The sequence below is a fragment of the Nocardioides sp. 31GB23 genome, from assembly GCF_040012395.1.
Classification (GTDB): Bacteria; Actinomycetota; Actinomycetes; order Propionibacteriales; family Nocardioidaceae; genus Nocardioides; species Nocardioides salarius.
The window spans coordinates 1-13,999 of sequence record NZ_JBDYKJ010000040.1 but is presented as its reverse complement, the minus strand read 5'-3'; the positions used below and the strand labels follow the sequence as shown (position 1 = coordinate 13,999).

The following is a 13,999-nucleotide window of genomic DNA, read 5'->3' as shown; positions in this document are numbered from 1 at the left end:
CGGTTGGTGCCCGTGGAGGTGCTCGAGCGCGAGGAGTGGCAGGCGCGGGCCGCGTCACACGCGGCCCGGGTCGACGCCTACGTGACCCCGCACCTGGAGCGTCGCGAGGCCCGGGTCAAGCACCCGGTGCACGACTTCCTGTTCACCTACTACTCCCAGCGCCCGGCCCAGCTGCGCCGCTGGCACCCGGGCGTGGGCACCGCGCTGGCCGACGCGCCGGAGTACGCCGGCCTGAAGGGCTACGCGAGCACCGACGGGGCCGTGGCGGTCAGCGCCGAGCACGTCGAGCGGCAGCGCCCGCTGCTGGAGGCGACGCGCCGGCTGCTGCGCGCCACGGCCGGGCGTCCGGCCCAGCTGGGCTGCTTCGGCCTGCACGAGTGGGCGATGGTCTACCGCCTCGCCGACGACGAGACCCGGCACGCCGACTGGCCGCTGCGCCTGGGCAACGAGGGCACCGACGCCGTGGTCGAGTCGCACCGCATCTCCTGCAGCCACTTCGACGCCTTCCGGTTCTTCACCGAGCCGGCGCGCCCGCTCAACACCCTCTCCCCCGCCGTCGACGACCGCGCCGACTTCGAGCAGCCGGGCTGCCTGCACGCCGGCATGGACCTCTACAAGCACGCCTTCCGGCTGAGCCCGATGGTGCCCTCCGACCTGGTGGCCGACTGCTTCGAGCTGGCCCGCGAGATCCGGGTCCTCGACATGCGCGCGGCGCCGTACGACCTCAGCGGGCTCGAGGTGGACGGGCGCCCCTTCACGCCGGTGCGCATCGAGACCGCGGAGGGCAAGCGCGAGTACGCCGCCGCGCAGGCCGGCTTCGCGGAGCGGGCGGCCCCGCTGCGCGCGCGCCTGCTCACCCATTGTGACCATCTGGTCCAGGATCGCGACCTGCGCGGCACGAACGCGCGTAGGCTCGACGCATGAGTGCCGTCAGCCGCCACGCCGTGTCCGTGACCGGCCGGCCCGAGGCACCCCCGATGCTCTTCGTGCACGGCTTCGGCTGCGACCAGCACATGTGGCGCCACGTGGCTCCGGCGTTCGAGGAGAACCGCCGCGTCGTCCTGATGGACCTCATGGGGGCCGGCGCCTCCGACCTGTCGGCCTACGACGAGCAGCGCTACGGCACCCTCGAGGGCTACGCCGACGACATCACCCAGGTGGTGCGTGACCTCGACCTGCGCGACGTGGTGCTGGTGGGCCACTCGGTCGCCGCGATGCTCGTGGCGATGACCGCCGTCGCCGAGCCGGGGCGGGTGGCCGGCCTGGTGATGGTCGCGCCCTCCCCGCGCTACGTCGACGCGCCCGGCTACACCGGCGGCTTCGCCGAGGAGGACATCGACGAGCTGCTCGACTCGCTGGCCAGCAACTACCTGGGCTGGTCGTCGGCGATGGCCCCGGCCATCATGGGCAACGCCGACCGCCCCGAGCTCGGCGCCGAGCTCACCGAGAGCTTCTGCCGCATGGACCCCGAGGTGGCACGTCGCTTCGCCGACGCCACCTTCCGCTCCGACCACCGCGACCTGCTGCCGCAGGTCGACGTGCCGACGCTGGTGCTGCAGTGCACCGACGACGTGATCGCGCCCGTCGCCGTCGGCGAGTACGTCGTCCAGCACCTGCCGCAGGGTTCGCTGGTGATGCTTGAGGCGACCGGTCACTGCCCCAACCTCAGCGCCCCCGACGCCACCGGACGAGCCATCGCGGACTTCGTGGGCGACCTCGACGCCGTGACGGCGTGAGCGGCGAGTCGCCCGGCCGGCCGCCGGGCCTGACCCCCGGCGACGAGGCCGACGAGCTCTACGACCACGCGCCGTGCGGCTACCTGACCACCGACGCCGACGGTCGCATCCTGCGGGCCAACGCGACCCTGGCCCGGTGGCTGGGCCGCACCACCGACGAGCTCTCCTCGATGACCTTCGTCGAGCTGCTCACCCCCGGCGGCCGGATCTACCACGAGACCCACTTCGCGCCGTCGCTGCGGATGCACGGCGAGGTCCGCGAGATCGCCGTCGAGCTGCGCCGCAGCGACACCGCCCGCCTCCCCGTGCTGGTCAACGCCACCCTCGACCGGCACGGCGACGGGTCGGTGCGGGCCGTGCGCATCGCGGTGTTCGACGCCACCGAGCGGCGCAGCTACGAGCGTGAGCTGCTGCTGGCCAAGGAGCGCGCCGAGGCCTCGGAGGCGCGGGCGCAGACCCTGGCCCGCACGCTGCAGGAGACGCTGATCCCGCCGATCCCCCCGCACGTGCCCGGCCTCGACGTGGCGGCCGCCTACCGTCCGGCCGGTGACGGCACCGAGGTGGGCGGGGACTTCTACGACGTCTTCAGCCTCGCCGAGGACGACTGGATGGTGGTGCTCGGCGACGTGCGCGGCAAGGGGCCCGAGGCGGCGGTGGTGACCGCCCTCGTGCGCTACACGGTGCGCGCGCTGGCGGTGGGCACCCGCCGCCCCTGCCTGCTGCTCGAGCAGGTCAACCAGACCCTGCTGCAGCACAGCAGCGACCGCTTCTGCACCGCGGTGCTGGTGCGGCTGCGACGTCGTGAGGACGGCTGGCGCGCCGAGATCGGGGTGGCCGGGCACCCCGCGCCGCTGCTGCTGCGTGTCGACGACCGCGCCCGCCAGCTCGACCTGCTGGGCCCGCTGCTCGGGGTCCTCGACGACGCCACCTGGACCGACCGCGAGATCTTCCTCGGCGCCGGCGACACGCTCGTGCTCTTCACCGACGGGGTCACCGAGGCCACGGGCCCCCTCGGCTTCTTCGGCGACGACCGGCTGCTCCGGGTCGCCGACGCCGCGGCCTCGAGCCGGCCTCGCCAGGTGGTCGACGACGTGCTGGGCGAGGTGCTCGACTTCCAGCAGGGCGATGCCCGCGACGACATCGCGCTGCTCGCGCTCGGCGTGCCCACGCACTGACGCCGTCGTCGGCCCCCGCCTGCAGCACAGCACCCGCACCGGGGTGCGACGTGCGCCACACCATGGCGGGGTTGCCCTGACGCGGCATCGTGGACTTAGGTGAGGCTTACCTAACTCGGAAGGAACCTCGGTGCACCCCTCCCCCCACGACCTGTCCTCCCTCTCCTCGACGCGCCGCCAGCTGCTGCATCCCCAGCACGCGACGGCGTACGCCGACGCCGCCCACCTGGCGATCGACCACGTGACCGCCGCCCTGCGCCGGGTCCGCGGACCCGTCACGGGCCTCGAGCCGGCCCGCGCCGCGGCGCCCGTGCGCGAGGTCGACCTCGACGCCCCGCTCGGCTGCACCGCCCAGGCGCTGTCCGAGCTCGACCGGGTCTGGCTCGACGACACCGTGTGGTTCCACGAGCCCGGCTACGCGGCCCACCTCAACTGCCCGGTGCTCATCCCGGCCCTGGTGGCCGAGGCCGTGCTCTCGGCGGTGAACCCCAGCCTCGACACGTTCGACCAGAACGTCGGGGCGACGTTCGTCGAGCGCCACCTGGTCGACTGGGTGGCTGCGCGCGCCGGGCTGGGGCCGCGCGCCGACGGCGTCTTCACCAGCGGCGGCACCCAGTCGAACCTCCAGGGCCTGCACCTGGCCCGCGACCAGGTGCGCAGCCGCCGGCCCGGCACGGACCTGGCGCGGCTGCGGGTGCTGACCTCGGTCGATGCCCACGTCAGCGTCGAGCGCGCGACCCGGCTGCTGGGCCTGGCCCCCGACGCGGTGCGCACGGTCGCCGTCGACGAGCGGCGTCGGATGCGCCCCGACGCGCTGGCCCGGGCGTTGGCCGAGGTGCAGGCGCAGGGCGCGACCGCCATGGCGGTCGTGGCCACCGCCGGCACCACCGACCACGGGAGCATCGACCCGCTCGGCCCCGTGGCCGGGCTGGCCCGCGCGCACGGCGCCTGGCTGCACGTCGACGCGGCGTACGGCGGCGGCCTGCTGGTCTCGCGCCGCCACCGCCACCTCCTCGACGGGATCGAGCTGGCGGACTCGGTGACCGTCGACTTCCACAAGACCTGGTTCCAGCCGGTCTCGTGCAGCGCCGTGCTGGTGCGCGAGCGCGACCACCTGCGCCACGTGACCTTCCGGGCCGACTACCTCAACCCGGCCGACGGCGGCGGCGCGACGCGAGCCCCCAACCAGGTCGACAAGAGCCTGCAGACCACCCGGCGCTTCGACGCCCTCAAGCTGTGGATGACCCTGCGCGTGATGGGTGCCGACGCGATCGGCGAGCACGTCGACGCGGTCGTCGACCTGGCCCGCTCGGTGCACGCCCGGCTCGAGGCCGACCCGCGCGTCGAGGTCGCGGCCGCCCCCGAGCTCAGCACGTTGCTGGTCCGGCCCGTCGTGCCCGGGCTCGACGCCGCCCAGCAGGACGCGCTCGTGCCCCGGGTCCGGTCCGCCCTGTGGTCCGGGGGCAGGTCGGTCGTGGCGGCCACGGTCGTGGACGGGCGCCGGTGGCTGAAGCTGACGCTGCTGAACCCGCTGGCCACGCCCGAGGACATCGAGGCGGTGGTCGCCGACGTGGTCGAGGCCGCCCGCACCGTGGTCGCCGAGCAGGCAGCATGAGCGGCGACGAGGCACGCGTCCACGACGTCGTCGGCATCGGCGCCGGCCCCTTCAACCTCTCCCTCGCGGCCCTCGCCGACCCGGTGCCCGACCTCGAGGTGGTGCTGCTCGAGGCGCGCGACGACCTGTCGTGGCACGCCGGCATGATGCTGCCGGAGTCGACGCTGCAGGTGCCCTTCCTCGCCGACCTGGTCACCCTCGTGGACCCCACCTCGCGCTGGTCCTTCCTCTCCTTCCTGCAGCAGACGGACCGGTTGTGGCCGTTCTACGTGCGGGAGTCCTTCCACCCGCTGCGCAGCGAGTACGACGACTACCTGCGGTGGGTGGGCAGCGCCCTGGGCACGGTGCACACGGGGCAGGAGGTCGTGCGCGTGCGCCGCCGCACGGACCTGCCCGGCGAGCCGGTGGTGCACGAGGTGACCACGCGCGCCGGCCGGACCTGGCGCGCACGCCACCTGGTGGTCGGTGTCGGCAGCACGCCGCGGCTCCCCCGGTGCGTCGCCGAGGCGGGCGGCCCGGCCGTGCACACCGCCGACTACCTGGCGGCGCGCGAGCGCCTGCGCCGGTGCCGCACGATCACCGTGGTGGGCAGCGGCCAGAGCGCCGCGGAGGTCTACCACGACCTGCTGCTCGCCTCCCCCGACCACGACCACGACCTGGTGTGGGTGACCCGCAGCCCCCGGTTCTTCCCGATGGAGTACACGAAGCTGACCCTCGAGATGACCTCGCCGGAGTACTCCGCCTACTTCCGCTCGCTGCCCGCCCACACCCGCGACCGGCTGCTGCGTGAGCAGCGCGGCCTCTACAAGGGCATCAGCGCCGAGCTGGTCGACGCCATCTCCGACCTGCACTACCGGCTGCGGGTGCAGGGCCACGGCCCCCGCACCACGCTGCTGACGAGCACCTCCCTGGTCGGGGCCCGCTGGGACGGCCAGCACTACGACCTCGACCTGCACCACGACGAGAGCCAGGTGCCGTTCGGCCTGCGCACCGACGGCCTGGTGCTGGCCACCGGCCACGAGCCCACCACGCCGTCCTTCCTCGACGAGCTGCGCCCGCGCCTGGAGCACGACGACGCAGGGCGCCTGCTCGCCGACGCGTCGTACGCCGTCGACGTCACCGGGCGCGAGGTGTTCGTGCAGAACGCCGAGGAGCACACCCACGGCTTCGTCGCCCCCGACCTCGGCATGGGGGCGCACCGCAGCGCCACCATCCTCAACGCGGTGGCCGGACGCGAGGTCTACCGCGTCGGGGCCAGGGTCGCGGTGCAGGACTTCGGGGTGCCGGCACACCTGCTCCGGCAGGGGGTGCCGGCATGAGGTGCACCCTCGAGCCCCTGGTGCCCGACGCCACCACGGTGCGGCTGCTGCACGCCTGGGTCACCCACCCCCGCTCGGTCTACTGGCAGATGGGCGGCGCCGGCGTCGACGAGGTGGCGCGCGAGTACGAGCGCATCAGCGAGTCGGCCCACCACCACGCCTGGCTCGGGCGGGTGGACGGCGAGCCGACCTTCCTGGCCGAGACCTACGACCCGGCCCGCTCCGAGCTGGCCGACCTCGACGAGGTCCGACCCGGCGACCTGGGGATGCACCTCCTGGTGGCGCCGCCGGGCGGGACGCCACGCCCGGGGCTGACCCGGGCCGTCTTCGGGGCCGTGCTGCGCCACTGCTTCGCCGACACCCGGGTCCGCCGGGTCGTCGTCGAGCCCGACGTGGGCAACGAGGCCGTGCTGCGGCTCAACGCCCGGGCCGGCTTCACGCGGGTCCGCGACGTCGACCTGGGCCACAAGACGGCCGCGCTGTCGTTCCTGGCGCGCGAGGACCACGTGCTGCGCGACCCCGTGCCGCACCTGGGGCCGGGCCACCTGGAGCGTGCCCAGCGCCGGCTGGTCGCCAAGGCGGTCTCGGAGCTGTGCCACGAGCGGCTGCTGCACCCCGAGCCCGACCACGCCGCCGGCCCGGGGCGCTGGCTGCTGCGCGCCCCCTCCGGCGCGACGTACGCCTTCGCCGCGCGCCGTCTGCCGCTGGAGCACTGGGCGGTCGACGCCGCCACCCTGACCCGCACCGTCGACGGCGCCCCGGCACCGCTGGACGTGCAGGAGCTGGTGGTCGAGCACGCCGAGGCGCTGGGCCTGCGCGCGGAGCTGGTCGGCGTCTACCTCGAGGAGCTGGCCGCCACCCTGGCCTGGACCTGCTGGCAGGAGGCGCATCCGGGACCGGGCGTGGAGCAGCTGCTCACCGCCACCCACGGCGAGGTCGAGGCCGCGATGACCGAGGGGCACCCCGGCTTCGTGGCCAACCGGGGCCGCATCGGGTTCGGGCCGCTGGACCACGAGCGCTACAGCCCCGACGCGGCCGCACCGGTGCGGCTGGTCTGGCTGGGCGCCCGACGGGCCTGCACGCACCTCGCGCTGGCCGACGACCTGCACGAGGACCAGCTGTACGACGCCGCGCTGGGCGCCGACCGCGACCTGCTGCACGCGCGGCTGCGCACCCGGGGGCTCGACCCCGACGACTACCTCCTGCTGCCGGTGCACCCCTGGCAATGGGAGCGCCAGGTGGCGGTGAACTTCGCGCCCGACCTGGCACGCCACGACCTGGTGTGGCTGGGCGAGGGCACCCGCGAGCACCAGGCGCTGCAGTCGATCCGCACCTTCGCCGACCGCGAGGACCCCGCGCGCCCGCACGTCAAGACCGCGCTCGCCATCCAGAACATGGGGTTCGTGCGGGGTCTGTCCCCCGACTACATGCGCCCCACCCCCGCGATCAGCGACTGGGTGGCCGGCGTCGTGGCGGGCGACCCCGAGCTGGGGCGGTGCCGCTTCACGGTGCTGCGCGAGGTGGGCGCCCTGGGCTACACCGGCGACGTCTACCACGCCGCCGCCCCGGGGGCACCGCAGCGCCGGATGCTCGCCGCGCTGTGGCGCGAGAGCCCCCTGCTCCGGCTGGCTCCCGGCGAGCGGGTGGTCACGATGGCCTCGATGCTGCACCGCGACCCGGCGGGGGCGTCGTACGTCGCTGCCCTGGTGCGCGCCTCGGGGCTCGACCCGCGCGCCTGGCTGCGGGCCTTCCTCGGCGCCTACCTGCGCCCCGTCGTGCACTGCCTGCTGGCCCACGACCTCGCCTTCATGCCGCACGGCGAGAACGTGCTGGTGGTGCTGGAGGGACAGGTGCCGACGCGCTGCATCATGAAGGACCTGGGCGAGGAGGTGGCCCTGCTGGACGCCGCGCGGCCGCTGCCCGAGGGGCTCGAGCGGGTGCGCGCCGTGGTCGGCCACGACGAGCGGTGCCTCGCCGTGCTCACCGACGTCGTCGACGGCGTGCTGCGCCACCTCGCGGCCATCTGGGACCACGACGGCCTGCTGCCGGTCGCCGACTTCTGGTCGGAGACGGCCGCCTGTCTCGAACGGCACGCCGCCGACCACCCCGAGCTGGCCGAGGCCGTGGCGGCCTACGACCTGCAGCGCGAGGAGTTCGCCCACTCCTGCCTCAACCGGCTGCAGCTGCGCGACGCGCGCCAGATGGTCGACCTGGCCGACCAGGCGTCCTCGCTGCTCTACGCGGGCTCCCTGCGCAACCCGCTGCACCGAGGCGAGGGGGCGGGGTGATTCTCCGGCCCCCTCTGGGGGTCCCGGCACTAGGGTGGCGCCATGGGGACCTTCGCCGTCGTGGCCACCGTCGTCGTCATCACCCTCGCCCTGGCGGTCCTCGGGATCGACCTGCTGCTCACCCACCGCGAGCGTCGGGGCCTGGGCGGCCCGGACCGGCCCGGCACCGACTCCGACCTGCTCGGGCAGTCCTCCGCCGGCCGGGGCGCGGCCTACGAGTTCTCGCGCGGGCACGGGCTGCTCAACAAGCGCGAGCGGCGGTCGCGCTGAACGCCTCGGGCTCCCCGCGCGTCGAGGACGGCCGCAGCTTCGTCGGTGAGGACTGGTACGCCGCCGACCTCGCGGACGCGCACTTCACCGACTGCACCTTCCGCGACGTCGACCTGACCGAGGCGACCAGCCGGGGCGCGGTCTTCACCGGGTGCACGTTCGAGGGGTGCCGGTTCAACGCCTCCCGCCACGTCGAGACGGCGTTCGTGGCGTGCACCCTGCGCGGCTGCACGTTCTTCGGCGCCACGCTCGAGGGGTGCAAGCTCACCGGCTCGGTGCTCGAGCGCTGCACGCTGCGCCCGATGACGGTGCGCGGCGGGCAGTGGCGGGGCGTGGCGCTCGTGGGCGCCGGGCTGGCCGGCCTCGACCTCAGCGGGCTCGACCTGCGTGAGGCCGACCTCTCCGACGCCGACCTGACCCGCGCCGGCCTGCGGGGGGCCGACCTGCGTGGCGCGGTCGTGCGGGGAGCCCGGCTGGGCGAGGCCGACCTGCGCGGGGCGAGGCTGGAGGGCAGCGACCTGGGCCGGGCGGTGCTGCGCGGCACCCGACTCGACCTCGCCGGCGCGGTGCTGCTGGCCGAGCAGTCAGGCGCCCTGGTCGAGCCGGGCTGAGCCGTGCGCCGCGGCCCGCAGCCGGATCCCGTCGACGACGAGCCCCAGCCCGGCGGTGAAGTCGGAGCGCGGCCGCGGCTCGTCGCCGATGGCGCCGGCGCTGCCGGCCTGCAGGTGGGTCTGCTCGTCGAGGGTGTGGCCGAGCACCAGGTGCAGCAGGGTGCGGGCCGCGGTCGGGGTCAGCTCGTCGCCGAGCCCGGCGGGGCCCAGGGCCGCGACCAGGTCGTCGTAGGGCCGGGAGGCGCCGAGCCCGAAGGCGATCACGGTCGAGACCAGCTCGGCACCGTCGCGGTAGGCCAGCAGCGCATCGCGCAGGCCGGAGCAGATCTCGACGACCTGCTCGTCCCACGCGGTGCTGGCCAGGGGGCGGGCGCCGCGGCGCAGCAGCTCGTCGGCGACCGCGGCCAGCAGCGACTGCTTGTCGCGGAAGTGGTGGTAGAGCGCACTGGGCCGCACGTCGAGCTCGCCCGCCAGGCGGCGCATGGTCAGGTCGGCGAGGCCGTAGGCGTCGAGGACGTCGATGGCGTGGCGCACGACGTCGTCGCGGTGGTGGCGCACGTCACTTCCTCCTGTCCGGGCCCCCGCATTGACCGGGCGGCGAGCGCCACCCTAACCTGAACGCCGTTCAGGAGGCGACCCTCTCCTCCCCCGTATGCGAAGGCTCCACGATGGCGACCGACCAGACCTCCCTGCCCGGCCAGACCCACGCCGACGAGCGCCGGCGGCGGATGACGCCCACCGACCTGGCACTGATCGCCTCGTTCGCCGCGCTGATCTCGGCCTTCGCCTACGTCGGCGCGATCCCCGTCGGCGGCGCGGGCGTGCCGATCACCCTGCAGACCGCCGGCGTGATGCTCGCCGGGTGCCTGCTCGGTCCCGCCCGCGGCTTCCTGGCCGTGGCCCTCTACCTCGCCCTGGGCGCCGTGGGCCTGCCGGTCTTCGCCGAGCACTCCTCGGGCCTGGGCGCCATGACCGGCGCCAGCGCGGGCTACCTGTGGTCCTTCCCCGTCGCCGCCCTGGTCGGCGGCCTGCTGGTCAAGTACGCCGCCGGCGATCGCGGCAAGACGCGCGCCGCGATCGTCTTCGGCTGCTCGCTGGCCGCCTCGGTGCTCGTCATCCACCCCGCCGGCATCGCCGGCCTCTCCCTCTACCTCGACATCTCGCTGGCCGAGGCGCTCAAGATCGACGTCCTCTACTGGGCCGGCGACGTCCTCAAGACCACGCTGGTGGCGCTGGTCGCCGCCGAGGTGCACCGCGCCTTCCCGCAGCTGCTGCGCGCGCGTCGCTGACCCGTGCCGCTGATCGAGCTCGACGCCGCCGGGGTCGCCGTCGCGACCCCGGACGGCGATCGGGTGCTGCTCGAGCCCACCACGCTCACCCTCACCGAGCACCGCGTCGCCGTCGTCGGCGCCAACGGGTCGGGCAAGTCGACGCTCGCCCGGATGCTCAACGGCCTCGTCGCCCCCACCACCGGGGCGGTGCGCGTCGACGGCCTCGACGTCGTCAAGCAGGGCGCGGCGGTTCGCCGCAAGGTCGCCTTCAGCTTCACCGACCCCGCGGCCCAGCTGGTGATGCCGACCTGCGTCGAGGACGTCGAGCTGTCCCTGCGCCGCCGCGAGCGCCGCGCCGGTCGCCGCCGCGAGCTCGCGACGGCGGTGCTGGAGCGCTTCGGGCTCGCCGACAAGGCGGACGTCTCGGTGCACAGCCTCTCCGGGGGCCAGCGCCAGCTCCTGGCGCTGGCGGGGGTGCTGGCCACCGACCCCGACGTGCTGGTCGCCGACGAGCCGACCACCCTGCTCGACCTGGCCAACACCCGGCGCATCGGCGACCTGCTGCTGGGCCTGGAGCAGCAGCTGGTGCTCGTCACCCACGACCTCGACCTGGCCCGGCGCTGCGACCGGGTGCTGGTGGTCGAGGACGCCCGGGTCGTGCACGACGGGCCGGCCGAGGCCGCGGTGGCGGCGTACGAGGCGAGCGTGCTGGGATGACCTGCCGATGAGCAGCCGATGAGCAGCGCCGTGACGGTCGCGGTCTACCGGCCCGGCGACACCCTGGTGCACCGGCTGCCGGTGGGCGCCAAGCTGGCCGCGCTGGCGCTCTTCAGCCTCTCGGTGGTGCTGGTGCGCTCGATGCCGGCCTCGTGGGTGTGGCTGGGCCTGGCGCTGCTGGCCGCGCTGGTGGCGCGCACCGACCTGGGCACCCTGCTGCGCGCGGCCCGGATGATCCTGGTGCTGGCGGTGGTCGTCTCGGCGTTCCAGTGGTGGATCGACGGCCCGGCCAAGGCGGTGGAGACCCTGGTCGACCTGCTGGCGCTCGCGCTGGGCGCGATCGTGGTCAGCGCGACCACGTCGGTCAACGCGATGCTCGACGCGATCGTGCGCTGGGTCGGCCCGCTGCGCCGGGTCGGCGTCGACCCCGAACGGGTGGCGCTGACCTTCTCGATGGCGATCGGCGCGCTGCCCGGCACGGTGGGCCTGGCCCTGGAGACCCGCGACGCGGCGCGTGCACGCGGCCTGGGCCGGCACCCCCGCGCCTACGTGACGCCCTTCGTGGTGCGGGTGGTCGCGCGCGCCCACGAGACCGGCGACGCCCTGCACGCCCGCGGTCTCGGCGACGACTGAGCCGACTGAGCCGAGGAGCGAGGCTTCACCAGCCCGGCGGGCGCCGGTGGTGCCACGGGGCCGCCTGCTCGACCTGGGCCGCGAGCGCCAGCAGGGCGGCCTCGCCGGCGGGGCGACCGGCGAGCATCACGCCCACCGGCAGGCCGTCGGGGGTCCAGTGCAGGGGCAGGCTGATCGCGGGCATGCCGGTGACGTTCCAGGCCGAGGTCCACGGGGTGAAGCGCTTCTGGGCCTCGAAGTCGGCGGCCGGGTCGGCGTCGTCGCGCAGCGCCCCGACCGGCAGCGGCGGCGCCGCCAGCGTCGGCGTCAGCACCGCGTCGTACGCCGCGAGGGCCCGGACCGCCTCAGCGGCGTGGCGGCGCATCGCCCCGATGGCCAGGCCGAGCTCGGGGCCGGAGACGGCGCGGCCGCGCTCGCTGAGCCAGCGGGTCAGCGGGCGCAGCAGGTGCTCGCGGCCGGCGGGGGCGGTCGACATGGCGGTCAGCACCGCCCAGCAGGTGTGGAAGACCGGGACGGCGTCGCGGCTCATCGGCACCGGCACGTCGACGACCTCGTGGCCGAGGCCCTCGAGCAGCCGGGAGGCGTCGTCCCAGGCGGTCAGGCACTCGGCGTCGACGGCGGTGTCGGCGATGACGGGCTGGGCGAAGCGGGCGATCCGCAGCCGGCCGGGCTCGCGGTCGCAGGCGTCGAGGAACGTGCCGTCGGGCTCGGGTGCCCAGCTCGGGTCACCGGTGCGGGGCCCGGCCAGCACGTCGAGGAGGGCCGCGGCGTCGCGGACGGTGCGGGTGATCGGGCCGGCGGTGGCGAGACCGATCGGGTCGCCGTACATCGGGAAGCCGCTGATGCGGCCGCGCGAGGGCTTGAGGCCGACCAGGCCGCAGCACGAGGCGGGGATGCGGATCGAGCCGCCGCCGTCGGAGCCCTGGGCCAGCGGCACCAGGCCGGCGGCCACCGCGGCGGCCGCGCCCCCGGAGGAGCCGCCGGCCATCCGGGTGCGGTCCCAGGGGGTGACGGCGGGCGGGTGCCCCTCGGGCTCGGTGTAGCAGGGCGACCCGAACTCGGGCGTCGCTGTCTTGCCGAGGCTGACCAGCCCGGCGTCCTCCAGCGAGAGCACCACCCCGTCGGAGACCTCCGGCACGAAGTCGTCGTAGGCGGCGGAGCCGAAGGCGGTGCGGACACCGGCGGTGAGGTTGAGGTCCTTGACCGCGGTGGGCAGGCCCCAGAGGGGGCCGGCGCCGTGGGGTGGCACGGCGCCCAGGGCGGCGGCTCGCTCGCGGGCCTGCTCGGCGGTGTGGTGCACGAAGGCGCCGACGTCGTCGAGCCTCTCGACGCGGTCGAGGTAGTGCTCGGCCAGCTCGAGCGGGGACGTCTCGCCGCGGCGGACGAGCGCCCCCTGCTCGAGGGCGGTCAGGTCGTGGAGGTCGGCCATGCCACGACCCTAGGCCTCAGGCTGCGACGGCGTCGCTGTGCGCGACGAGGCGACGCACGGCGTCGGCCAGCTTCTCCTGCACCTCGGGGTCGGTCAGCGGGTCGACCTCGAGGGCCGACTGCGACACGGTGATGTCCTCGACGACGGTCGCGCCGGCGACACCGGCGGAGCGCACGACGTCGGCGTGCGCCCAGCGGCCGCCGTACGGCGTCGGGGTGGCGCCGATGACACCGAGCGGCGTGCCGACCAGGGCACCGGTGCCGTAGGGACGCGAGAGCCAGTCGATGGCGTTGTTGAGCACGGCCGGCATGGTGCCGTTGTACTCGGGGGTGACGACCAGGACGCGGTCGGCGGCGCCGACGGTCTCGCGCAGGCGCACGGCCGCGGCCGGCGGGGTCTCGCCGTCGAGGTCCTCGTTGTAGAAGGGCAGCTCGCCCAGGCCGTCGACGATCTCGAGCTCGACGCCCTCGGGCGCGGAGGCCACCAGGCCCTCGGCCAGGCGGCGGTTGAGGGAGTCGGCACGGAGGCTGCCGACGAGGACGGCGATACGGGTTGAAGTCATGCAAGCTTCAACCAATGAGGCCCCAGCGACATTCCCGGGGTGAGTCCGTGGAGGCGTGAAGCCGGTCACCGCGCGTCGAGCTCGAGGGTGCCGTGGGGGGTGACGGCGTAGCTGTGCCCGTGGTGGTCGCGCCAGATGTAGTCGCCGTGGTCGGTGCGCTGGTAGGTCCAGTGCTCTTCGGTCTTGGCTCGGTGGTGGTGTCGACACAGCGGCGCGAGGTTGCCTGGATGGGTTTGGCCGGGCGGGCCGCCGAGGTGGATCGGGACGTAGGGGCTGATGTGGTCGAGGTCGCAGCGCGGGGAGCCGGTGTCGCAGAACGGGAAGACGCAGTGGGTGTCGCGGCGGGTGACCAGGTCGCGCATCCAGCGGGGCG

At 75.0% G+C, this 13,999-nt stretch carries 15 protein-coding genes; 11 read left to right on the top strand and 4 right to left on the bottom strand.

Translation table 11 applies throughout. The features are described from left to right. The first annotated feature begins 12 nt into the window (after positions 1-12). The 8 genes from ABKW28_RS13815 to ABKW28_RS13780 all read left to right on the top strand — a co-directional run bounded on the left by ABKW28_RS13815 (position 13) and on the right by ABKW28_RS13780 (position 9,014). A complete protein-coding gene (locus tag ABKW28_RS13815; protein ID WP_193667911.1) occupies positions 13-924 on the top strand; it encodes a 3-methyladenine DNA glycosylase in 912 nt (303 codons plus the stop codon). Continuing rightward, positions 921-1,736, top strand: coding sequence for an alpha/beta hydrolase (locus ABKW28_RS13810; protein ID WP_348610570.1), 816 nt, complete (start codon positions 921-923; stop codon positions 1,734-1,736). Before ABKW28_RS13815 ends, ABKW28_RS13810 begins: the two co-directional genes overlap by 4 nt. Further along, positions 1,733-2,911 (top strand): SpoIIE family protein phosphatase, encoded by a 1,179-nt coding sequence (locus ABKW28_RS13805; RefSeq protein WP_348610567.1) that lies wholly within the window; start codon positions 1,733-1,735, stop codon positions 2,909-2,911. The genes ABKW28_RS13810 and ABKW28_RS13805 overlap by 4 nt, the downstream gene beginning before the upstream one ends. A gap of 130 nt (positions 2,912-3,041) precedes the next feature. Continuing rightward, positions 3,042-4,526, top strand: a complete 1,485-nt coding sequence (locus ABKW28_RS13800) for a pyridoxal-dependent decarboxylase (RefSeq protein ID WP_348610565.1) — start codon at positions 3,042-3,044, stop codon at positions 4,524-4,526. Next, positions 4,523-5,845, top strand: a complete 1,323-nt coding sequence (locus ABKW28_RS13795; RefSeq protein ID WP_348610562.1) for a SidA/IucD/PvdA family monooxygenase — start codon at positions 4,523-4,525, stop codon at positions 5,843-5,845. Before ABKW28_RS13800 ends, ABKW28_RS13795 begins: the two co-directional genes overlap by 4 nt. Further along, complete coding sequence (locus ABKW28_RS13790; RefSeq protein WP_348610559.1) at positions 5,842-8,133, top strand: GNAT family N-acetyltransferase; 2,292 nt, start codon at positions 5,842-5,844, stop codon at positions 8,131-8,133. The genes ABKW28_RS13795 and ABKW28_RS13790 overlap by 4 nt, the downstream gene beginning before the upstream one ends. Before the next feature lie 42 nt (positions 8,134-8,175). After that, positions 8,176-8,403 carry a hypothetical protein gene (locus ABKW28_RS13785; RefSeq protein ID WP_348610626.1) on the top strand — a complete coding sequence of 76 codons (228 nt, stop codon included), beginning with the start codon at positions 8,176-8,178 and terminating at the stop codon, positions 8,401-8,403. Then, positions 8,400-9,014, top strand: a complete 615-nt coding sequence (locus tag ABKW28_RS13780; RefSeq protein ID WP_348610616.1) for a pentapeptide repeat-containing protein — start codon at positions 8,400-8,402, stop codon at positions 9,012-9,014. The genes ABKW28_RS13785 and ABKW28_RS13780 overlap by 4 nt, the downstream gene beginning before the upstream one ends. Here ABKW28_RS13780 and ABKW28_RS13775 read toward each other — a convergent pair. Beyond that, a complete protein-coding gene (locus ABKW28_RS13775; RefSeq protein ID WP_348610557.1) occupies positions 8,988-9,572 on the bottom strand; it encodes a TetR/AcrR family transcriptional regulator C-terminal domain-containing protein in 585 nt (194 codons plus the stop codon). The two genes, ABKW28_RS13780 and ABKW28_RS13775, sit on opposite strands and share 27 nt — an antisense overlap. Positions 9,573-9,682: 110 nt before the next feature. Between ABKW28_RS13775 and ABKW28_RS13770 the strand changes: the two genes are divergently transcribed. From ABKW28_RS13770 to ABKW28_RS13760, 3 genes are read left to right on the top strand one after another with little or no spacing between them, the layout of a single operon-like run. Then, positions 9,683-10,303: a biotin transporter BioY gene (locus ABKW28_RS13770; protein WP_348610555.1), complete on the top strand. Its 621-nt coding sequence runs from the start codon at positions 9,683-9,685 to the stop codon at positions 10,301-10,303. A 3-nt stretch (positions 10,304-10,306) separates the two neighbouring features. After that, positions 10,307-11,002, top strand: coding sequence for an ABC transporter ATP-binding protein (locus tag ABKW28_RS13765; protein WP_348610552.1), 696 nt, complete (start codon positions 10,307-10,309; stop codon positions 11,000-11,002). 18 nt (positions 11,003-11,020) lie between these two features. After that, the gene (locus tag ABKW28_RS13760; protein WP_348610550.1) at positions 11,021-11,635 is read left to right on the top strand and encodes an energy-coupling factor transporter transmembrane protein EcfT; all 615 of its coding nucleotides are present in this window, start codon (positions 11,021-11,023) and stop codon (positions 11,633-11,635) included. 25 nt (positions 11,636-11,660) lie between these two features. Here ABKW28_RS13760 and ABKW28_RS13755 read toward each other — a convergent pair whose 3' ends face one another. From ABKW28_RS13755 to ABKW28_RS13745, 3 genes are all read right to left on the bottom strand, one after another. Further along, on the bottom strand, positions 11,661-13,064 hold the full coding sequence (locus tag ABKW28_RS13755; protein ID WP_348610547.1) for an amidase: 1,404 nt from the start codon (positions 13,062-13,064) through the stop codon (positions 11,661-11,663). Positions 13,065-13,080: 16 nt separating this feature from the next. Beyond that, positions 13,081-13,626 carry an NAD(P)H-dependent oxidoreductase gene (locus ABKW28_RS13750; protein WP_348610545.1) on the bottom strand — a complete coding sequence of 182 codons (546 nt, stop codon included), beginning with the start codon at positions 13,624-13,626 and terminating at the stop codon, positions 13,081-13,083. Positions 13,627-13,691: 65 nt separating this feature from the next. Next, positions 13,692-13,999, bottom strand: a 308-nt coding sequence (locus ABKW28_RS13745) for an HNH endonuclease signature motif containing protein (protein WP_348610542.1), incomplete at its 5' end; no start/stop codon positions are given.

Bases quoted from the DNA above. Each gene is read 5' to 3' on its own strand.
- ABKW28_RS13810 (WP_348610570.1), top strand. From the start codon at position 921: ATGAGTGCCGTCAGCCGCCACGCCGTGTCCGTGACCGGCCGGCCCGAG.
- ABKW28_RS13770 (WP_348610555.1), top strand. From the start codon at position 9,683: ATGGCGACCGACCAGACCTCCCTGCCCGGCCAGACCCACGCCGACGAG.
- ABKW28_RS13785 (WP_348610626.1), top strand. From the start codon at position 8,176: ATGGGGACCTTCGCCGTCGTGGCCACCGTCGTCGTCATCACCCTCGCC.
- ABKW28_RS13790 (WP_348610559.1), top strand. From the start codon at position 5,842: ATGAGGTGCACCCTCGAGCCCCTGGTGCCCGACGCCACCACGGTGCGG.
- ABKW28_RS13755 (WP_348610547.1), bottom strand. From the start codon at position 13,064: ATGGCCGACCTCCACGACCTGACCGCCCTCGAGCAGGGGGCGCTCGTC.
- ABKW28_RS13760 (WP_348610550.1), top strand. From the start codon at position 11,021: ATGAGCAGCGCCGTGACGGTCGCGGTCTACCGGCCCGGCGACACCCTG.
- ABKW28_RS13750 (WP_348610545.1), bottom strand. From the start codon at position 13,626: ATGACTTCAACCCGTATCGCCGTCCTCGTCGGCAGCCTCCGTGCCGAC.
- ABKW28_RS13795 (WP_348610562.1), top strand. From the start codon at position 4,523: ATGAGCGGCGACGAGGCACGCGTCCACGACGTCGTCGGCATCGGCGCC.